This window comes from Reyranella sp. CPCC 100927, from assembly GCF_007859315.1.
Lineage (GTDB): Bacteria > Pseudomonadota > Alphaproteobacteria > Reyranellales > Reyranellaceae > Vineibacter.
This window is the reverse complement of record NZ_VOHA01000027.1, coordinates 1-18,906: the sequence shown is the minus strand read 5'-3', so window position 1 is coordinate 18,906 and position 18,906 is coordinate 1. Positions and strand designations below refer to the sequence as shown.

At 67.6% G+C, this 18,906-nt stretch carries 17 protein-coding genes; 6 read left to right on the top strand and 11 right to left on the bottom strand.

Features of this window, described 5'->3' with window-relative positions; genetic code table 11:
• Window positions 1-30 precede the first annotated feature (30 nt).
• The 4 genes from larA to FQU96_RS36630 form a co-directional block, all read right to left on the bottom strand.
• On the bottom strand, window positions 31-1,323 hold the full coding sequence (gene larA / locus FQU96_RS36645; RefSeq protein ID WP_146546378.1) for a nickel-dependent lactate racemase: 1,293 nt from the start codon (window positions 1,321-1,323) through the stop codon (window positions 31-33).
• Window positions 1,324-1,438: 115 nt separating this feature from the next.
• Entirely contained in the window at window positions 1,439-1,825 is a 387-nt protein-coding gene (locus FQU96_RS36640; RefSeq protein WP_146546377.1) for a RidA family protein, read from the bottom strand.
• A gap of 130 nt (window positions 1,826-1,955) precedes the next feature.
• On the bottom strand, window positions 1,956-2,552 hold the full coding sequence (locus FQU96_RS36635) for a VOC family protein (protein ID WP_178131003.1): 597 nt from the start codon (window positions 2,550-2,552) through the stop codon (window positions 1,956-1,958).
• Window positions 2,553-2,660: 108 nt separating this feature from the next.
• Complete coding sequence (locus FQU96_RS36630; protein WP_146546375.1) at window positions 2,661-4,103, bottom strand: 4-hydroxyphenylacetate 3-hydroxylase family protein; 1,443 nt, start codon at window positions 4,101-4,103, stop codon at window positions 2,661-2,663.
• Between the two features lie 382 nt (window positions 4,104-4,485).
• Here FQU96_RS36630 and FQU96_RS36625 point away from each other — a divergent pair, with 382 nt between their 5' ends.
• The gene (locus FQU96_RS36625; protein ID WP_178131001.1) at window positions 4,486-4,917 is read left to right on the top strand and encodes a response regulator; all 432 of its coding nucleotides are present in this window, start codon (window positions 4,486-4,488) and stop codon (window positions 4,915-4,917) included.
• 2 nt (window positions 4,918-4,919) lie between these two features.
• Here FQU96_RS36625 and FQU96_RS36620 read toward each other — a convergent pair whose 3' ends face one another.
• Window positions 4,920-5,852: a LysR family transcriptional regulator gene (locus tag FQU96_RS36620; protein WP_178130999.1), complete on the bottom strand. Its 933-nt coding sequence runs from the start codon at window positions 5,850-5,852 to the stop codon at window positions 4,920-4,922.
• Between the two features lie 374 nt (window positions 5,853-6,226).
• Here FQU96_RS36620 and FQU96_RS36615 point away from each other — a divergent pair, with 374 nt between their 5' ends.
• Window positions 6,227-6,631, top strand: coding sequence for a PsiF family protein (locus FQU96_RS36615; RefSeq protein WP_146546372.1), 405 nt, complete (start codon window positions 6,227-6,229; stop codon window positions 6,629-6,631).
• Between the two features lie 155 nt (window positions 6,632-6,786).
• On the opposite strand, the gene FQU96_RS36610 is transcribed toward FQU96_RS36615, so the two are convergent.
• Window positions 6,787-7,224 carry a hypothetical protein gene (locus tag FQU96_RS36610; protein ID WP_146546371.1) on the bottom strand — a complete coding sequence of 146 codons (438 nt, stop codon included), beginning with the start codon at window positions 7,222-7,224 and terminating at the stop codon, window positions 6,787-6,789.
• A gap of 117 nt (window positions 7,225-7,341) precedes the next feature.
• On the opposite strand from FQU96_RS36610, the gene FQU96_RS36605 reads away from it, so the two are divergent.
• Complete coding sequence (locus FQU96_RS36605; RefSeq protein ID WP_178130997.1) at window positions 7,342-8,331, top strand: LysR family transcriptional regulator; 990 nt, start codon at window positions 7,342-7,344, stop codon at window positions 8,329-8,331.
• Between the two features lie 112 nt (window positions 8,332-8,443).
• On the top strand, window positions 8,444-9,493 hold the full coding sequence (locus tag FQU96_RS36600) for an aromatic ring-hydroxylating dioxygenase subunit alpha (protein WP_146546369.1): 1,050 nt from the start codon (window positions 8,444-8,446) through the stop codon (window positions 9,491-9,493).
• Between the two features lie 144 nt (window positions 9,494-9,637).
• On the opposite strand, the gene FQU96_RS36595 is transcribed toward FQU96_RS36600, so the two are convergent.
• Entirely contained in the window at window positions 9,638-10,357 is a 720-nt protein-coding gene (locus FQU96_RS36595) for a DNA-3-methyladenine glycosylase I (RefSeq protein WP_146546368.1), read from the bottom strand.
• Between the two features lie 184 nt (window positions 10,358-10,541).
• Between FQU96_RS36595 and FQU96_RS36590 the strand changes: the two genes are divergently transcribed.
• Window positions 10,542-12,284, top strand: a complete 1,743-nt coding sequence (locus tag FQU96_RS36590; RefSeq protein WP_146546367.1) for an amidohydrolase family protein — start codon at window positions 10,542-10,544, stop codon at window positions 12,282-12,284.
• Here FQU96_RS36590 and FQU96_RS36585 read toward each other — a convergent pair.
• From FQU96_RS36585 to FQU96_RS36570, 4 genes are all read right to left on the bottom strand, one after another.
• Window positions 12,281-12,748, bottom strand: a complete 468-nt coding sequence (locus FQU96_RS36585) for a lipocalin-like domain-containing protein (protein WP_178130995.1) — start codon at window positions 12,746-12,748, stop codon at window positions 12,281-12,283. The two genes, FQU96_RS36590 and FQU96_RS36585, sit on opposite strands and share 4 nt — an antisense overlap.
• A 73-nt stretch (window positions 12,749-12,821) precedes the next feature.
• On the bottom strand, window positions 12,822-13,589 hold the full coding sequence (locus FQU96_RS36580; protein ID WP_146546365.1) for an SDR family NAD(P)-dependent oxidoreductase: 768 nt from the start codon (window positions 13,587-13,589) through the stop codon (window positions 12,822-12,824).
• A 119-nt stretch (window positions 13,590-13,708) separates the two neighbouring features.
• On the bottom strand, window positions 13,709-15,331 hold the full coding sequence (locus FQU96_RS36575) for an AMP-binding protein (protein ID WP_146546364.1): 1,623 nt from the start codon (window positions 15,329-15,331) through the stop codon (window positions 13,709-13,711).
• 160 nt (window positions 15,332-15,491) lie between these two features.
• Window positions 15,492-17,093 (bottom strand): gamma-glutamyltransferase family protein, encoded by a 1,602-nt coding sequence (locus FQU96_RS36570; protein ID WP_146546363.1) that lies wholly within the window; start codon window positions 17,091-17,093, stop codon window positions 15,492-15,494.
• A 329-nt stretch (window positions 17,094-17,422) separates the two neighbouring features.
• On the opposite strand from FQU96_RS36570, the gene FQU96_RS36565 reads away from it, so the two are divergent.
• Complete coding sequence (locus FQU96_RS36565; RefSeq protein WP_146546362.1) at window positions 17,423-18,520, top strand: TRAP transporter substrate-binding protein; 1,098 nt, start codon at window positions 17,423-17,425, stop codon at window positions 18,518-18,520.
• The last annotated feature ends 386 nt before the right edge of the window (window positions 18,521-18,906 follow it).

Here is an 18,906-nt window from a genome sequence, read left to right as displayed (position 1 = left end):
CAGCCTCGGGATGACGGGCAGCGTCCATGCTCATGGCCTGTGCACGGGGACGACGTAAGGGCCTTCCGGGATGATCGCCACCGCGGGATCGCCATGGTGCGCAACGCTCTGGGCGATCGCCGCATCGAGCGAGGCGATGTGCTCGACACCGGTGATGCGCCGCTCCTCGGCATCCAGCCCTTCAGTGTAGAGCTGCACACGACCCAGTCGCATCGGCTTCAACTGCATCTCGGTCTGCCACTCATCGATCTCGGCCAGCGACTTCGCGGTCAAGGTCGCGAGGAACCGCGTCGGGCCGAGCTCGACCAGCTTCACCTGCGCGTCGCGGAACTCGGGCGAGCCGAACCCCTCGGAGCACTGCGAGGCGATGATCAGGGTGCCGCCGGGTTCGAGGATATCGAGCGGTGTCACCATGCCCTTGATGGTCTGGTAGTAGGTCTTGTCGAGCGGGTAGCCGGCCGACGACGTCACGATGGTCTTGAACTTGCGCCCGACCGGAATGCGCGTGGCGTCCTGGATGAAGTCGACCGCCGCCAGGTGCGAGGCGATGATCTCGCCGAACGTGACGTGCACGAGGTCGCGGTCGTCGTCGATCACGGTGTTGAGCGCATAGATCTCGCCCAGCATGCGCACGATCTCGAGCTGCTCCTCGTGCAGCGGATTGCCGGCGAGATTGCACTGCACCGCCAGCGGGTCCTCCATGAACCGCGCCGAGTGGAAGGTGCGGATGGTCTCATGGCCGGCGACACCTGGCGCCACGACCTTGCGGCCGCCCGACCAGCCGGCCATGAAATGCGGCTCGACCAGGCCGGTGGCGATGCGCAGATCGGCGTCGACGAACAGCCGGTTGAGCCGCACCGGCGTGCCGCGCGTGGCGGTGACACCGAAATCGATCTGGTCCTGGGTGTTGCGCGCATAGTGGTTCTCGACCCGCACGTGCTCGAGCACCCAGGGATCGCCCACCAGCTCGGCGAGCTCAGCGTCGAGATTGGGACGGTGCAGGCCGGTCGCCACCAGCACGCTGATGCGGTCGATCGGGATGCCGCCTTGCACCAGCGTCTCGATCATCGGCCGCAGGAACAGGCGGTTGGGGACCGGCCGCGTGATGTCGCAGATCAGGATGCAGGCGCTGCGGCGGCCCTTGGCCAGCGCGTGCAGCGGCCTGGCATCGACGGGATGGTCGAAGACGTGCCGGATCGCGGCATGGGCGTCCGGCAGCTTGGGCAGCACGGCCTTGCGGATGACTGTCGGCTGGATGTCCGCCGACAGCGTGATCGGCAGGGCGCCCCGGCCATAGGCGATCTCGATCCTGTCGTGTCCCATGGTGGCCTCCACAGCGCGCACCGACGGTACCACCTGGGAGCGCGGGCGTCTCGCCCGCATCAAGGCGAAAGCTCGGGTTCACCATGAGCGGGCCGGAGGCCCGCGCTCCCAGGATCTACCCGAACACCGCGACGAAATCGCAGGTGATCTGGGACGGGCCGTCGCCGGCCATGGCCAGCGTATGACGGGCCGGCCGCGAGGCGGGGTCGGGGAACATCTTTTCCCACTCGCTGTTGATCGCGGCGCGCCCGGTGGCCGGATCCTTTACCCAGAACGTGATCTTGATGATGTCGTCGGGGCTGCCGCCGGCCGCCTCGACGGTGGCCTTGATGTGGCTGAACAGGTTGGTGATCTGCTTGGCGAGCTCCGGCGGCAGGTTGCGGGTACCAGGATCGACGCCGCTGGTGACGCTCGACATCAGGATGTTGCCGATCCGGCTGGCGACGGGGATCGGGTTCTGATGCTTGAAGCCAGGGATCTCGATGCTCTTGCGCTTGGCCATGGTGATGCTCGGTTGGAGAGGAAGATCTCGTCGTCCTGAGCGTAGCAAAGGACCTTGCGGTGGACCGTTCAGCGCAGGGGCTGAACGAACGACCGCAAGGTCCTTCGCTACGCTCAGGACGACGGTGAGACTACGACGCGACGGCTTCCGTCCGCTTGAAAATCGGGTTCTTCTCGGCCTCGTCGACCAGCGCCTCGGCGCCCTCGGTCGGCAGGATGCGGGCGAAATTCAGGGCGGCGTCGATATCGCCCGACCAGACTTCGGCCGGCAGTTCGTAGAGCAGCTCCACGCCGTAGCCGTTGGGGTCGTGGATGTAGACGCTGTGCGTCATGCCGTGGTCGACGCGGCGGTCGAACTTCACGCCGCGGCCCTGGAGATACTCCAGGTGCTGCAGCCAGGACTCGCGGTCGGGCAAGGTGATGGCGATGTGGTTCACCGCCAGCGGCGCGCCGCCATACATGCTCCAGTCCTTGGGCGGCTCGGGCAGGTCGCGCTTCTCGACCAGCGCGATGTCGTGATGATGCGTCTGGCCGCCGCGGTCGCCGCTGTAGAAGCGCATACGCGCCGGGTTGGGACGCTGCGGCGTCGGCTTCAGCTCGCCGACCTGCTTGAAGCCCACGATCTCGGTCCAGAACTGGTGCGACTCATCAAGATCCCGCACATTGAGCACCAGGTGATTGATCCCGCGCGGAGTCACCGGCGCCGCGGCTGGCTTGGCTTTGTCCATGGCATCCTCTTCCCTGCCGGACGGCGGTCTGTGCCGCGGTCCTTTTTCGGGCCGCATCATACCCCAAACACCGTAAAAAGCGCGCCATCCCAGTCGGCCGCAAGGCTGTTATGCCTCCAGGGGCTCGGTCAGGAACCGGTCGACCAGGCGGTTGCCCCGGCCGCGATCCAGCAGGGTCTGCGCCATGGTCAGGTTGCGCCCGACCGAGCCGAGATAGAAGCGCTCGTACTGCTCGTTGCGGCTGCCCAGTGCCGTGCCGGCAAAGTCCCAGGCCAGGCGGAACAGCCGGCTGCGCTGTTCGGCATCAACCCCAACGCCAGTAAGGTATTGATCGATCAGCGGCCGCAGCTGCGGATCGGCCAGCGCCGCGCGCGCCGGCGTGGTGAGCAGGTTGTGGGCGCCGATCTGGCGGATGATCTCGTTGACCCGCGGGAACCAGGTCGGCAGTGCGGCGCGCAGCGCCACCAGCGGCCGCACATCGCAGCACCACAGGCCGTTGCCGTACTCCCGTGCGCCCTGCTCGCCGGCATAGACCGCCGTGCGCGCGAACTCGGCGAACATCGCGATCTCGCCCAGCATCTGCTGGGTCTGCGGCTGGTTGGCGTTGATGGCCTCGGCCATGCGGCTGGCCAGCGCCCAGGCGAACTCGAGCTTGGTCTGGGCACGAATCATGGTCTGCTGCATGATGTTGGCCCACCAGCTCGACTTCATCACCGTGTTGTAGACGTCGAGATTGGCGTCGATGAACAGCCGCTCGCGCGGCACCTCGACATTGTCGAAGATCACGAAGGCATCCTGCTCGTCGAACCGGCTCGACAGCGGATGCTCGAAGCGGTTGGTGTTCACCGCCACGCTGTCGCGACAGATGAACGTGAGCCCCGGCGTGTCCATGGGGATGCAGAACGACAGCGCATGCGCGTCGGCGGCGTTGGGCATGGGGGCGCCGGGATAGACCGCCAGCTCGTCGGCGAACGGCGCCAAGGTGGCCAGCACCCGCGAGCCGCGCACGACGATGCCGTGCTGGGTCTCCTCGACCTTGTGCAGCTGCACCGGATCGAAGCCGGTCGGGTATTTGCCCTTGGCCACGTCGATGGTCGAATGCACGATGGTGTGGGTCAGCGATATGTCCTCGCGCGCCAGCTTCTTCTGGTAGCGCACCAGGTTGTCGGCGCCGCGCTCGTTGCCGTTGATGGCCCATTCATCGCAGCGACCGGCGAACCCCGCGTAGGTGACGTTCATGTAGTCGGGCGTGCGCCCCATCAGGCCGACGGAGTATTCCGCGATCCGCTCCAGCCCGCGATGGCGCCGCTGCAGGTCCTCGCGCGAGCGCGGGATCATGTGGCTGACGTTGATGGGCTCACCCGTCTCGGGATCGGGCATCAGGCAGACGTCGGCCGCCTGGTGCTGCAGGTCGAAAACCGCGGCCAGCGCCCGCGCCGCGCCGGCCAGCGCCGGATGATCGGCGATCGAGCCGATCTTGTCGCCGCCGACCCACACGGTGCGGCCATCCCTGAGGCCGCGCAGGAATTGCTCGCCCGTCCGCGCCGCCATGGCTCCTCCCGGATTCTCGCTTCAGCGCCGGCTCAGCCTAGTCAGGCCCCGCAGTGGCTGGAACGATGAAAGCAATCATGCCGTACATAACCATTGGTTATCGAAGACGGCGGCAGGCACCAGCCGAGCGAAGCCGTGGCGGGGACGGGTGTCGCGCACTGAGGTTCCCGCAATCTCCCCGGCACTGCCGACGCTTCCTTGTATGAAACTTTTTCATGACGGAATCCGCTTATGATTTTATCGGAATAACTGATCCGCGCTTGCGTCCGTATACTTCGCCTTCGAACGGGCGCGGATGAAAGCTCTCCCAGACATCCTGAGACGACCGACGATCGTCGCGGCCCGTGGCTTCCATCGCACCCGGGTATCGAGAGATCACGCGATGAGGTTGCTTCTCGTCGAGGACGATTTTGTCATCGCGACCGAGATGGAACACACACTGTCATCCGGCGGGCACACCGTCGTGGGCACCGCCATCCATTCCGGCCAGGCCCTGGCGCAAGCGCAGCACCATCGGCCCGACCTGGCGCTGGTCGACATCATGCTGGCCGACGGCGGAACCGGGCCCTACGTGGCCCAGCGTCTGTGGGAGGCGTTCGGCATTCCGGCGCTGTTCGTTACGGCCAGCGTCGACGCCGCACGCGATGCCCGGGCGACCGCGGTCGGGCTGCTGGAGAAACCGGTTCAGGCCGCGACATTGCTGGCCGCCCTGCGCGCCGTCCAGGCGATCCTGAAAGGCGAGGATCGCGAGCCTGCTGCTGCGATCAAGGGTCTGGACCTGTTCCGCACCCGCCTGCCGGAACGACGGGCGTAAACTCAGGCCAGAGGCGCGCGCCACAGGCGTACGAAGTTCTGGCGCAGCCGGCGATGGCCCTCGTCGTTCGTGCGCACGCGCAGCCACGTCATGTATAGAGGCGCCGGCGGCGTTTCGACCGGGCACTTGAGAATGCGTAGCCCCAACTGCTTGGCGTAGAACAGCACCTCGCGCGACTTCCCGGTGCCGACATGATCGCTCTGGCTGGCGACAAGCGCGGCGTGGAAGTGGGTGTGCACCCGCGCGCCGATGACCCGGCGCAACCCCGCGGCCTGCAGGGCGACCCGCAGCATCGAGCGGGGACTCGCGTCCGGCGCATCCATGATGACATGCGTGGCGGCGAGATAACGCTCCAGCGTGAACTCGCCCTTGGTCAGGGGATTCTCCGGCCGCACGAAGCAGCTGAAGTGGCGTGCCTCGACCAGCATCGACTCGAGTTCGCCATGGCTGGCCGCCTCGTGATCGAACACGATATCGAGCTGCCGCAAGCGCAGCATCTTCTTCCAGTCGCTGTCGCCGACATAGGAGAACGCCGGCGATGCTTCGGACGAGACGGCCCGCAACGCCTCCACGATGGTGGACACGAACACCGGCCCTTCGTCCAGCGTGTCGGTCACGCCGCAATGGAACCGCGGCCCCAGGGACGGGCTCTTGGCCGCCGTGGATGAGCGGACGCCGCGCCGCACGAGATCGAGCGCCTGTGCGATCGACGTGCTGAGTTCGAGCGCCTTGGCGGTCGGCTCGACGCCTTTGCCGGAGCGGACGAACAGCGGATCCCTGAACTGCAGGCGCAGCTTGGCCAGCGCATGGCTGACGGCGGACTGCGACATGCCCAGAATGTCGGCCGCGCGCGAGAGGTTCGATTCGTGCACCAGAACCTGGAACACCGGCAGCAGGTTCAGATTGACGGTGCGCAGGCTGATTGCGACGTCCACGTCCTCCTTGGGACGATCGTCCGTACTGGCTTGAGATACGGCGCTCTTGGCGCGTCTTGCGGCTGACCTGTCGTGCACACCCGGGCGAACACTGCGTTTAGGCATGCGAGAAGCCGACTTACCCATGTCATGAGTATGGGCTGCCTTGACCACGAAGTCTACGCGCGGAACCGAAGACTGTCGGTCACGACAGGTCGCGTGATCGGCATCACCCGCCGTTGACTGTCGTACGAATGCGACTCCGTCTCCATGACGCCGGCATAACGGGCGGCTATGGCGTCTGACGCCGCGTCGATTGACCGAAGCCGTTCTCACATGCATCATGCACCATTGCCTCATTTGCCTGCTCTGTGTGGAAGAGGGAGAAGCACATCATGCGAATGTTCGGCATTGCCGTCGTTGTGACGGCCGCATTCCTTGGCACCGTCGTGCAGGCCCAGCAGGTATCGCCCGGTGCCGTCCAGACCTGCGCCGAGCAAGGGCGCCAGCAGAAGCTGGCAGGCTCGGCCCTGACCGACTTCCTGACGCGGTGCGCCAACACCAGTACGCCGATGGCGGAAGGAAACCTGATGCAACGCTGCGAGGCGGAAGCACGCCGGCACGCGCTGTCGGGCGAGGACCGCACCGCCTTCATGCGGCGCTGCGGCGCCGGCCAGGTGGCGCTGCCGCCCATGGCCAGCAGCGGTCCGCCCACCTGCGAGGAGCGCGCCCGCGTACGCGACCTGAGCGGCGAGATGCTGACCAGCTTCATGACGCGCTGCAAGGCCGGACAGATCTAGCCATCCGCACCTGCAACGGACGATCGGCAGCCTGGCGCGCCGTCGCTCGCCCGTTGCTGCTTTGCCGCCACGTCCGACCCCGTGCTGCGGGGCGGCCGGCTGGCATTGTCATGGGCAACATCGCGCCAGGGCATTGGCGCGATGCCCCGTCCCGATCAGGCCTGCGGCGGCTCGCCGAAGATGGCGAGCTTGCCGCCGCCCAGCGCAATCACCAAAAGGTCCTGACTCCCGAATTTCCAGCCTTCGTAGCCGCTCGACATGTTCAAGACCTCGAGCGTCTTTCCGCCACTGAACCCGATGGCAAGATCAGCCGTGCCCGGGCGGATGCTGACGGTCTCAATCGTCTCTTGTGACAGCAGGCGATGACTGTCCCGTTCGCCATCGACAGGCTCGGGAAGACCGAAGGGTTGATTGTGATCACCCCCTCCCAGGGCAACCCCGCCGTCACACAGGATGCGCCAAGGGCACTCGACGGTCAGCTGCACGCGGGGAGTGAAGTGGAATACCCAATCGTGCGTTCGCCACTGCGTTCGTATGAGCGACGTGCCGACCAACTGGGCGGCGATCTCACGAGCAGCATCGTCTTCTTCCATATGCTCACCACGAGCCGACCGGCCGGCACACGAGCCACTACAACATATCGGTGCGAAAGCGTCATAGTATGACTCTGACGGTCGTTGACCAAGAGCGACGGAATGAGTGGAGCGGCGATGACGCGGCGACGGGGAAGCGCCGGCCGAACGGACGGCGAGCGCGCGCCGGGGGTCGATGCCGAGCGCGATCTCGTAGCGCGCCTGCACCGGGTGAACCTCGACCTGCTGCCGATCCTGCACGAACTGTTGCGCACGCGCAGCGTCACGCGCACGGCGCGGTCGTTCAACATGACCCAGCCGGCGATCAGCCGGGCGCTGCGCCATCTGCGCGCCGCCTTCGATGATCCGCTGCTGATCTCGGCTGGCCGCGCCGCCGGACTGACCAGTCGCGCCGAGGCGCTGAGCGCGCCGCTGCATCGGGCGCTGGCCGAGCTCGACATGCTGCTGACGCCGGCGCGACCGTTCGACCCGGCGCGCGAGCAGGTCCACATCGTCATCACCACGGCCGACTATGTAAGCCTGATGGTGGCACCCGTCCTGGCCGAGATCTGCGCCGCGGAGGCGCCCGGCGTGGTGCTGGAGTTCACTGAGATGGGCGTGCGCACCGGCGAGGACCTGGGACGCATCGATTTCCTGATCGGCCCCCGCGCCTTCGGCGAAACATTGGGCAAGCGCGTCGGATCGATGCCGTTGTGGCGCGACGAGATGGTCTGCATCGCCGCCGCCGACAACACGGCTATCGGCGCGCGCATCACGCCCGAGCAGTTCCAGAAGGTGCGCTATGCCGCCTTCCAGCGCAACCCGCGCGTCTCGCTGGAGATCCGTCTGCTGCTGCAGCCCACCGCCGTCCTGGAGACGGCGCCGGTGTGCACCGGCCCCAGTTTCCTGGTGCTGGGCGCGATCGTCGAAAAGGCGGACTGCATCGCGCTGGTGCCGCGCAAGGTGGCACAGGAGCTGGTGAAGGTCCGCGCGCTGCGCATCGTCGAACTGTCCTACCCACGCAAGCGGCTCGCCATCGATGCCTATTGGAGCCTGGCTGCCAACGCCAAGCGCGGCCATCCCTGGTTCCGCCAGGTTCTGGCGCGGGCGGCCAGCCGGCTGCAATAGCACGCATAACCGGCCTTTATGGCTGGAATGACGGTTTTCGCGGTTCCGGCCCGCCGGGCGTTGTTTTAGCGTGGGCCAAACGGCGTTGCTGCAGAACGCCCGGGAGGAAGCCATGTGGGTCCGCAATGCCTGGTACGTCGCCGGCTGGTCGCACGAGCTGGCAGCCGGCAAGGTCATCGCGCGCAGTATCATCAACGAGCCGCTGGCGCTCTACCGCACGCAGGACGGCACGGCGGTGGCGTTCGAGGACCGCTGCTGTCATCGCTTCGCGCCGCTGTCGAAGGGCCGCGTCGAGCAGGACGACCTGCGCTGCATGTACCACGGCCTGAAGTTCGCACCCGACGGGCGCTGCATCGAGATCCCCGGCCAGGCGCTGATCCCGCAGAGCGCCGCCGTGCGGCGCTATCCCACCGCCGAGAGCGGCAGCTGGGTCTGGGTGTGGATGGGCGATGCGGCACAGGCCGACCCGACTCTGGTCCCGCCCTCGATCGCGCTCAGTGATCCTGGCCACCGGCTGAAGGCCGGCCAGATGGACTACGAAGCCGACTACCAACTCATCGACGACAACCTGCTCGACTTGTCGCACCTCTCCTACGCGCATGAAAAGACACTGGGCCTGGGATCGCCGGAATGGGCCAACGAACGGCCGCGCATCACCCGGCTCGATCGCGGCGTGCGCGTCGAGCGCTGGCTGCGCAACCAGGTGCGCGGCTATGTGCGCAATGAAACCTACGACATGTGGAACGCCTACGACTTCCTGGTGCCCGGCATCTTCCTGATGCGCACCGCGTGGTATGCGCCAGGGACCGCCGACCGCCTGCAGCTCAAGCCGCCGACCGAACCGCCGGTCTTCCTGCGCTGCGACGAGCAGGCGGTCACGCCGACGACGGCCCGCACGTCACGCTATTTCTTCGCCACCGGCGCGCGCAGCGGCGATATCGACCCGCAGCAGCTCGAGCGCATGTACGGCGTCGTCGCGGCGGCCTTCGCCGAGGACAAGGACATCATCGAGGCGCAGCAGATCGTGATCGACCGCGACCCGACGCGGCGCATGCTGCCGACCAGCTTCGACGCCGGCCCGACCCAGTTCCGCCGCGTGCTGGAGGAGATGGTCGCGCGCGAGACACAGGCGCCGCAACGGGCGATGGCGGTGGCGGAGTGATGAGAGGATCCCCTCCCCCACGCAGTGGGGGAGGTTGGCCGAAGGCCGGAGGGGGATCCGACGTGGTCTCAGTTACCAAGACCACGTCGGCTCCCCTCCGCCCCTTCGGGGCACCTCCCCAGCAAAGCTGGGGAGGAAGATTACCTACTCCTCCCCGCCAACCCGTCGGCGCAGGGTCTCGGCGTCGTAGTTCTGGCCGATCGACATGGCGCAGATGCGCGAGACGTGGACCAGCGGCAGACCGCTCTCGGCAGCCCAGGCATTGAACTGATCCTGGATCTTGCGCCGATCCTTCTTGGATGTCGGCGTCTCGGCGATGTCGAGGCCGGCATCGCGCAGGCAGAACACCACGTCGCGTGACAGGATGTAGCTGTCCTTGCCGACGAAGCGCAGGAAATACTGGCCCGTATTGCCGCCGAGCCGCGCGCCGCGCTTGGCCAGCAGGTCGAGCAGACCGATCTGGTCGGTCGCCGGCCAGGCCGCCAGGAACTTGCCGAAGCTGCCGTGCTCGGCCGCGATCTCGGTGATGAACTTGGCGTTGTCGCGCACCGCCATGATCTTGGCGCCGTTGCGCACGATGCGTGTATCGCGCGTCAGCGCGTGCCAGAAATCCTCGGACTGAAACAGCAGCGGCCGCGGCACAAAGCCGAGGAAGGCTTCCTCGAAACCCGGCCACTTGTTCTCGATCACGCTCCACACGAAGCCGGCCGAGAAGATGCGCTTGGTCATCTCGGCCAGCGCTCGGTCATCCTTCAGCCGCGTCAACGCCTTGGCATCGGGCACCGGCGGCAACAGCGCGGCGAGCGCCCGATCGCCGCCCTTGCGCTTGGCGGCGCGCGCCCGGATCGTCTTGAAGGATGGCATGGCTCGGTTTCGTCCTCTCCCGAAGGCAATGGTGCGTCCCGGCCAACGCATGCGCCCGCCGGTTCGCGCCGCGGTCGACTTGTGGGACCATCACTATTGCATCAGCAGCGCAGGGGCACAAAGCAGCCGCTGCAGCGTTGTTGTGACGCGCGGGCTCGCGCGATCGTCTGCCCCGGAGGGTGCCATGGCTGCCCAGTTCGACCTGGTGGTGCGTGACGGCACGGTGTTCGACGGCACGGGCGGTGCGCCGCGCGCGGCCGACATCGGCGTGCGCGACGGCCGGATTGACGCGATCGGCCGCTTCGCCGGCGCCGGTCGCGAGGAGATCGACGCGCGCGGCATGGCGGTAACGCCAGGCTTCGTCGACATCCACACCCACTACGACGGCCAGGTGACCTGGGACGACCGGTTCACCCCGTCCTCGGGACACGGCGTGACCACCGTGGTGATGGGCAACTGCGGCGTCGGCTTCGCGCCCTGCCGGCCGCAGGACCGCGATACCCTGATCAAGGTCATGGAGGGTGTCGAGGACATCCCCGAACTGGTGATGCGCCAGGGCGTGCCGTGGAACTGGCAGAGCTTCCCCGAATATCTCGACGCGCTGGCGGCGCGGCGCTGCGACATCGACTTCGCCACCCAGGTGCCGCATGCGCCGCTGCGCGTGTTCGTGATGGGCCGCCGCGGCGTCGATCGCGAGCCCGCCACGGCCACCGACATGGCGGCCATGGCGTCGATGGTGGAAGAAGGGCTCGAGGCCGGTGCACTGGGCTTCACCACCTCGCGCTCACTGTTCCACCGCACACCCGACGGCGCGCTGACGCCCACCATCACCGCGGCCGAGGAGGAACTGGCGGCGATCGCACGCGGCATGGGCCGCATCGGCAAGGGTGTGATCCAGCTGCTCGACGACTTCCAGGACACCACGGCAGACGGCGCCACCGAATTCGCCATGCTGCGCCGCCTGGTGACGCTGTCGCGGCGCCCGTTGTCGTTCACGCTGCTCGACATCTCGCTCTATCCCGGCCGTTGGGAGACCCTGCTGCGCGAGGTGGAGCGCGCCAACCGCGACGGACTGCCGATCCGCGGGCAGGTCGCGGCACGCCCGGTCGCCATCCTGTACGGGCTCGAGCTGTCGTTCCATCCCTTCTCGACCTGCCCGAGCTATCGCGCCATCGCCGATCTGCCGCTGCCACAGAAGCTCGCGCGGCTGCGCGATCCTGCCTTGCGGGCGCGCCTGCTGGCCGAGGAGCCGGTCTACAGCAACCCGCAGATGCTGGCGTTCATGCGCAACGTCGGCAGCATGTTCGTGCTGGGCGACCCGCCGGACTACACGCCCGCCGCCGATCGCCGGCTGGACGCACGCGCGGCGGCGCTGGGCGTCTCGCCGCTGGAACTCGCCTACGATCTGCTGGTGGCGAACGACGGCCGCACGATCCTGTTCCATCCCGGCGCCAACTACAGCGACTGCTCGGACGCCAACATGGCGCGCATGCTGCGGCACGAGCACACCGTGATGGCGCTGGGTGACGGCGGCGCGCACTACGGGCTGATCTGCGACGCCAGCTACACCACGCACGCGCTCACCTACTGGACGCGCGATCGCCGGGGCGAGCGCTGGCCGCTGGCGTGGACGGTGCAGCAGCTCACCGACGTGCCGGCGCGCACGGTGGGCCTCGGCGATCGCGGCCGGCTGGCGGTCGGCTACAAGGCCGACATCAACGTGATCGACGTCGACCGCCTGCGGGTCGCAGCACCGCATCCCGTGCATAACCTGCCGGGCGGCGGGCGCCGGCTCGAGCAGAAGGCCGAAGGCTACCGCGCTACCATCGTCGGCGGCAACGTCACGTACCGCGACGGTGCCTTCACCGGCGCCTTGCCGGGACGGCTGGTGCGCGGGGCGCGGTCTGGCCCCAGCGCGCTCGGCTAGGCGCGGGTGCCTGCCCGTATCCAGGTATTGCGGATGAAGCCCCAGGGCATTGCCGCCTCGAGAACGAGGCGGTCCTCTTCGAGGCGAAACGTCCGCACCTGGGCCTTGTTCTCGAGATTCGGAATCGAGGCGCCGTCGATGAAATGCGTCACCGTACTGGCGACGGCGTCAACCGTGTAGCGCCCGAAGTATCCGAAATACTGCTGAAAGGCCTCGGCGAGAATTTCGATCGGCGCGGCGCGATAGTCGTCCGAGGCGAAGGCGGCACGACCGGCGCGCACGAGTTGCGCCGACATGCGTCCGTCGGCGGTATAGATCACCTGTCCCAGGGCACGGTCACCAAACGGCAAGCGCTTGGCGCCGTCCTGCATGACTTCCGCGCACTCCAGGAGAGACCAGGCGCCGACCAGGACCTCGCTAACGGCGCGTGCTTCATCAGGTACATGATCCGTCGCGCCAGACATCGATAGCTCCTTCGGCGGTTTCCCGAGAACCGGACGCCCTATCTTTTCACTCCAGCCTTCGCGGTCGCAGGGTTCAGAGCGTCCGGAAGCCGCCATCGGCCATGATGATACAGCCGGTGACGTAGGACGACATGTCGGACGCGAGAAAGACCGCGGGTCCCGCGACGTCCTCGGGCTTGCCGGTGCGATTGAGCGGCGTGTGGCGCATGACGGCGGCGACCATGTCGGGGTTGTTGGCGCGCGCCGCGGCATTGATCCGGGTCTCGATCAGTCCAGGCCCGATGGCGTTGACGCGGACACCGTCCTTGCCGAGCTCCGCCGCCAGTGCCCGCGTGAAACCGAGCACGCCATGCTTGGAGGTCGTATAGGCGGCCGAGTTCGGCCAGCTCGCATGCACGAACGACTGGATCGAGCCGATATTGACGATCCGGCCCCGGGTAGCGCGCAGCTGCTCGAGGAAGGCGTGCGTGACGTTGAACACGCCGTCGAGATTGATGCCGAGGATATCGTCCCAGTCCTTGGCCACCGCGGCCGGATCGCCGGTGATCGGATTGCGGCGGTTGATGCCGGCGTTGTTGACGAGGACCGAGACATTGCCGCCCTTCGCGATGTCGGCGGCCGCCGCCTTGCAGGCCGCGCGGTCGGTGACGTCGAGCGCCACCGCCGACGCCTTGCCGCCGGCCGCCGCGATCAGGCCGATGGTCTCATTGGCGCCCTCGAGGTTGACGTCAAGGACGACGACGCGCGCGCCTTCCCGGGCATAGGCCTGGCATATGCCCTGTCCGATGCCGGATCCACCGCCGGTCACGGCGGCGATGTGTCCCGCGAGAAGTCCTGCCATGAGTGCCTCCTGTTCTAACGGCTGTCATCCCGAGCGCAGCGAGGGATCTTTTGATGCAGACGCACGGTGCGCCACTTCCGGAAGATCCCTCGCTGCGCTCGGGATGACGACGGTAACGTTTAGCTACCGTCGCGCCGCTTGAATGCCCGCAGGTCGTGCGCATCGGGCAGTGTCCGGGGATCCCGGCCATCGGCGAACAGCCGGTACTTCTGGACCTTCTGGGTTCCCGTCACGGGCAGTTCGTCGACGAACACCACCCATCCCGGTGCCTTGTAATAGGCCATCTGCCGATAACAGTGGTCGAACAGCCGGCGCGCGAGAGCGGCGTCGGCCGGCGCATCGCGCGCCACGACGCAGGCCAGCACCTCCTCATCGCGCATCTCATCCGGGGTAGCGACGACCGCCACCTGAGCCACGCTCTCGTGCCCCTGCAGGCAGGCCTCGACCTCCGCGGCGGCGATGTTCTCGCCCGACCGTCGGATGATGTTCTTCTTGCGGTCGACGAAGTACAGCATGCCCGAGTCGTCCCGGCTGACGACGTCGCCGGTGTGGAACCAGCCGCCGCGCCATGCCGCTTCCGTCGCGTCGGGCTGGTTCAGGTAGCCGCAGAAGGCGGCGCGCCGCGGCTCGTCCGCCGAATGACGCACCAGCAACTCGCCGGATTCGCCTGGCGCCACGTCATGATCGTCGGCATCGACCACACGCACCTCCAATCCCGGCTGTGGGCGGCCCATGGCGCGGCTGTGCACCTGTCGCGGCTCATGGCAGTCAGCCAGCACGCAGCACATCTCCGTCATGCCCCAGACCTCGATCAGGGGAAAGCCGAAGCGCGCCTCGAATGCGGCGTGCAACGTGGGCTCGACACCGGCCCCGAGCCCCCACTTGATCCGGTGTGCCCGGTCCTGCTCGCCGGGTGGCTCGTTCATCAGGACGGGCACGATCACGCCCAGGTAATGAATGGCCGTGGCGCCGGTCTCGCGAATCTCGTGCCACCAGTCGGTCCGGCTGAACCGCTCGGGGATGACGTGACAGTTGCCGCTCAGCACCATGGCGAAGAACAGGAAGATGGCGGCGTTGACGTGGAACAGCGGCAGCGGGCAGTACACACGCTCCTGTTCTTCCTCGATCGTGAGCCGCCCACCGAGGTTACGATACCAGTTGCCGACCGTGAGCTCGTACCCGTGGCTCAGCATGCAGCCTTTCGGCCGGCCGGTGGTCCCCGATGTGTAGAGCAGGCTCGCCTCGGTGCGCGGGTGCACGGCGCCGGACAGCGGCACCGGACGGGATGCCGGCGAGAACCCCGCGGCCAGCACCTCGAGCCGGTCGACAGCGATGCTGCGGCCGCTGGCGGCGATGCCCTCGTGCAGTTGCGCCAGACGGGCATCGACCGTCACCACCAGGTCGGCCTGCGAGTCCGTCAGGAGATGCGCGATTTCGGCCGCCCGGTAGTCGGGATTGATCGGCACCCAGGAGATGCCGAGCACGTTGCACGCCACCTTCAGCAGCAGCATCTCCGGCCGGTTCTCCAGCAGGAAGGCGATCCGGTGGCCGTGGCCGTAGCCGGCACCCCGCAGCGCCGAGGCATAGCTGGCGACGCGACGCCCGGCCTCGGCATAGCTGACGGTCGCTCCTTCAGGCAGGTAGGCCCGCTCGGGATCGCGCGGCACCATCAGCAGCGGGTTGTCGCCATAGCGCTTCACCGCTTCCGAGAACACCGCGCCGATCGTCCGGTCCAGGAACATGGCCGTCACCCTCCGCTGCGCGGTCCGCGCCGGCGCGCCTGAGAGCGCGGGCCTCTGGCCCGCATCAAGGCGAAAACTTTACCGTCGCCTGTCATGAGCGGGCGGGACCCTTCGGCAAGCTCAGGGCAGGCTGCCCGCGCTCCCAGGGCATGCTGGTCTATCACGCCGTCGCCACGTAGCCGTCGCGGCGGGGATCGCAGGCGCCGGTCATCGCGCCGGTCGCGGCATCGATGGCGATCGCCTGCATGCCGCCGACCCGCATGTGCCAGGCCGGCAGCGGCGAGACATCGTGGCCGCGCTGGCGCAGCGCCGACAGGGTCTTCTCGTCGATGCGCGACTCGGGATGCACGGCGCGGCCGTCCATCAATCGCGTCCGCGGCGCTTCGATCGCCTCCTGCAGCGGCAGGCCGAAATCGAGGTACTGCACCAGCGCCTGGACCTGGGTCTGCAGGATGCCGTAGCTGCCCGGCGTGCCCAACGCCAGCGCCGGCTTGCCGTCATCGCGCAAGCCGATGGATGGCGCCATGCACACCGGCAGCACGCCGCCCGGCACCGAGCGGTTGGGGCTCTTCGGACTGACGTCGGCCCAATAGAGGAAGTTGTTGAGGCAGACGCCGGTGCCGGGAACGATGACGCCGGAGCCGAACGGGCTGCCCAGGCTCTGGGTCACGCACACCACGTTGCCGTCCCGATCGGCGATCGAGAACGAGGTCGTGTGGTGCTCGGCCGCCGGATCGGCGGTGGGCGTCCACTGCTCCGTCGGACCGACGATCGGCTGGCCGTTGCGCAGCCGCGCCCGCAATTGCGCGACATGCTCGTCACCCATGAGCCACGCAAGCTTTTCCGGCGTGGGGTGATTGTGGGCGATGCGCACGCCGGCGGCGATACGGATGGCACGCAACACCACATCCAGGTGCTCCACGCCGTTACGCTCCAGGCGCTTCAGATCGACATCGTCCAGCAGGCGCAGGGTCAGCAGGAACTGGAAGCCTTCGCAGGGCGGCGCCAGCGTGTGCAGCCGCAGGCCGCGATAGGTGACCGCGATCGGCTCCAGCCATGTCGGCTGCACGGCCTCCAGGTCTTCCATCGTCAGGCAGCCGCCGGCGGCTTCCAGGTGCGCCACGACGGCGCGGCCCAACGCGCCGCCGTACAGCAGGCCCGGCCCCTCGGCCGCCAGCAACTCCAGCGTGCGGGCGAGATCGGGCTGGCGCAGGATGAAACCCGGCGTCACACGCCCGCTGCCGTCGGTGTAGGTGCGCGCCCAGGTGTCGAACAGCGCCGTATGCCGCCGCAACTCCGGCGCCGTGCCCGCGGTCTCCTCGACGTTGAACTCGATCAGCGGGTAGCCGTCGCGCGCCAACGCGATCGCCGGCGCGAAGATCTCGGGCAGTGCCTTGCGGCCATGCGCCCGCACCATCTCGCACCAGCCGGCGAGGTTGCCGGGCGTGCCGACCGACAGCGCGCCGCGCTGCAGGTCGTCGCGGCGCGTGAAGCGTTCGACCGGGAAGCGCCGCGGGATCGGGTTGACGAAGTTGAGCGTGCGCACGCGGCTTTCCGCCGCCACGTAGCAGGTGGCGTAACCCAGGCCACCGAGGCCGGACATGTAGGGCTCGACCACGTTGAGCGCCGCGGCGGTGGCCGCGGCGGCATCGAACGCGTTGCCGCCATTGCTCAGGATGCGGGCGCCGGCCTGTGCAGCAAGCGGATGGGCGGCGGCGACGACGCCATGCAGCGAGGAAATCGTGGGACGTTTGCCGTGCAAGAGTTGGATCCTCCCATGGGGTGCCTGATCTTGCCTCGACGCCGCGACGGGCGACCACCCGCGATTCCGCCGTGGCTGGGGCGCACAGGCGTGCTGTGATCGGTGTCCCTGGGAGCGCGGGCGTCCCCGCCCGCATCAGGGCGAAAGCGTTGCGTTCGCCTGACATGAGCGGGCCGGAGGCCCGCGCTCCCAGGGCTCGCTTCGCTCGCGATGAGGCATCCCTCCGGGAGAAGGACAAGCACGCCGGGGAACGTGCTAATCTCCCGCGCGATGCCGCGGTGTCGAGGGTTGGCGCCAGCGATCGTCACCATAATGAGGGAGAGCCATACATGCCCACGTCAAACCGGCGCGTCTCACGCCGCACGCTGGCCCCGCTGGCTGCCACCGCGGCCGTCGCGCTCGCCGCGCCGGCCATCGCCCAGCAGAGCGACACGGTCAGATGGCGCATGGTCTCCAGCTTTCCCAAGAGCCTCGATACGCTCTATGGCGCCATCCAGACCATTTCACGGGTGGTGGGCGAGCTGACCGAAGGCAAGTTCGTGCTGCAGCCGTTCGCGGCCGGCGAAATCGTGCCCCCGCTGCAGGTGCTGGATGCGGTCTCCAACGGCACGGTGGAGTGCGGTCACAGCTACAGCGGCTACTACATCGGCAAGAACCCGGCGCTGGTGTTCGATGGCTCGGTGCCTTTCGGCATGACGCCGCGCCAACACAACGCCTGGCTGATGTATGGCGATGGCCGCAAACTGGCAGACGAGATCTACGACAGCTTCAACGTCGTCGCCTTGCCGGCCGGCAACACCGGCGGCCAGATGTTCGGCTGGTTCCGCAAGGAATTGAAGACGCCGGCCGACTTCCAGGGCCTGAAGATGCGCACCGCGGGCTTCGGCGGCAAGGTGATCGCCAAGCTGGGCGCGGTGCCGCAGCAGATCCCCGGCGGCGAGATCTACTCGTCGCTGGAGCGCGGCACCATCGACGCCTGCGAATGGGTGGGTCCGTACGACGACGAGAAGCTCGGCTTCCACAAGGTGGCCAAGTACTACTACACGCCCGGTGTCATGGAGCTGGAAGCGCTGCTGCAGCTCTTCGTGCAGAAGCAGGCGTGGAATGCCCTGCCGCCGCGTTACCAGACGGCGCTGCGGATGGCCTGCCACTACGCCATGACCGAGATGATGGCGGCCTACGACGCCAAGAACGCCACGGCGATCGCCCGCCTGGTCGCCGCCGGCACCCAGCTCACGGTGCTGCCCAACGACGTGGTGAAGGCGCTGCGCGGTGCCCTGGAAGCGGTGCTGGACGAGGAAGCCGCCGCCAGCCCGCCGTTCAAGAAGATCCTGGAGAACTGGCGCCAGTTCCGCGCCGACCAGCATCGCTGGTTCTCGATCGCCGACACCCGCGCCGAGTTCGCGGTCTACAACTCGGCCAGGTGAGCCTCCCACTGCGTGCGGAGGCGAAGCAAGACGGGTTGCGGAAATTGCCGAAACCCGTGGCCAAGACAGCGGTGACAGAAACGACAGAATCGCTCCATGACAGCGATTCCAAGGTGTGAGCGGGTTTTCCGGACCTGACAGAAAAGCGACAGAAAGCGACAGAAAACTCCCGGCGTTCTCCCGCGCCGGCAGCCCGTGCGCGACGCAGAAGAGGTTGCGGAAATTGCCGAAAGCCGTCCGCCGGGCGTGCTGCGCCTTTCCCTGCCATCGGCGCTCTACCGGTAGAAACCGAAGGACGGGGAACCGACTCGGGCTCATCGAACGCTCCTGCCACGACAAAGGCCTGCCGGATCAGGGACGCGGCAGCGGATCATCCCGTGTGCCTG

Coding starts and splice junctions, on each gene's coding strand:
- FQU96_RS36600 (WP_146546369.1), top strand. CDS start 8,444: ATGTGGGTCCGCAATGCCTGGTACGTCGCCGGCTGGTCGCACGAGCTG.
- FQU96_RS36590 (WP_146546367.1), top strand. CDS start 10,542: ATGGCTGCCCAGTTCGACCTGGTGGTGCGTGACGGCACGGTGTTCGAC.
- FQU96_RS36585 (WP_178130995.1), bottom strand. CDS start 12,748: ATGTCTGGCGCGACGGATCATGTACCTGATGAAGCACGCGCCGTTAGC.
- FQU96_RS36605 (WP_178130997.1), top strand. CDS start 7,342: ATGACGCGGCGACGGGGAAGCGCCGGCCGAACGGACGGCGAGCGCGCG.
- FQU96_RS36625 (WP_178131001.1), top strand. CDS start 4,486: ATGAGGTTGCTTCTCGTCGAGGACGATTTTGTCATCGCGACCGAGATG.
- FQU96_RS36580 (WP_146546365.1), bottom strand. CDS start 13,589: ATGGCAGGACTTCTCGCGGGACACATCGCCGCCGTGACCGGCGGTGGA.
- FQU96_RS36630 (WP_146546375.1), bottom strand. CDS start 4,103: ATGGCGGCGCGGACGGGCGAGCAATTCCTGCGCGGCCTCAGGGATGGC.
- FQU96_RS36595 (WP_146546368.1), bottom strand. CDS start 10,357: ATGCCATCCTTCAAGACGATCCGGGCGCGCGCCGCCAAGCGCAAGGGC.
- larA (WP_146546378.1), bottom strand. CDS start 1,323: ATGGGACACGACAGGATCGAGATCGCCTATGGCCGGGGCGCCCTGCCG.
- FQU96_RS36575 (WP_146546364.1), bottom strand. CDS start 15,331: ATGTTCCTGGACCGGACGATCGGCGCGGTGTTCTCGGAAGCGGTGAAG.
- FQU96_RS36610 (WP_146546371.1), bottom strand. CDS start 7,224: ATGGAAGAAGACGATGCTGCTCGTGAGATCGCCGCCCAGTTGGTCGGC.
- FQU96_RS36640 (WP_146546377.1), bottom strand. CDS start 1,825: ATGGCCAAGCGCAAGAGCATCGAGATCCCTGGCTTCAAGCATCAGAAC.
- FQU96_RS36635 (WP_178131003.1), bottom strand. CDS start 2,552: ATGGACAAAGCCAAGCCAGCCGCGGCGCCGGTGACTCCGCGCGGGATC.
- FQU96_RS36615 (WP_146546372.1), top strand. CDS start 6,227: ATGCGAATGTTCGGCATTGCCGTCGTTGTGACGGCCGCATTCCTTGGC.
- FQU96_RS36565 (WP_146546362.1), top strand. CDS start 17,423: ATGCCCACGTCAAACCGGCGCGTCTCACGCCGCACGCTGGCCCCGCTG.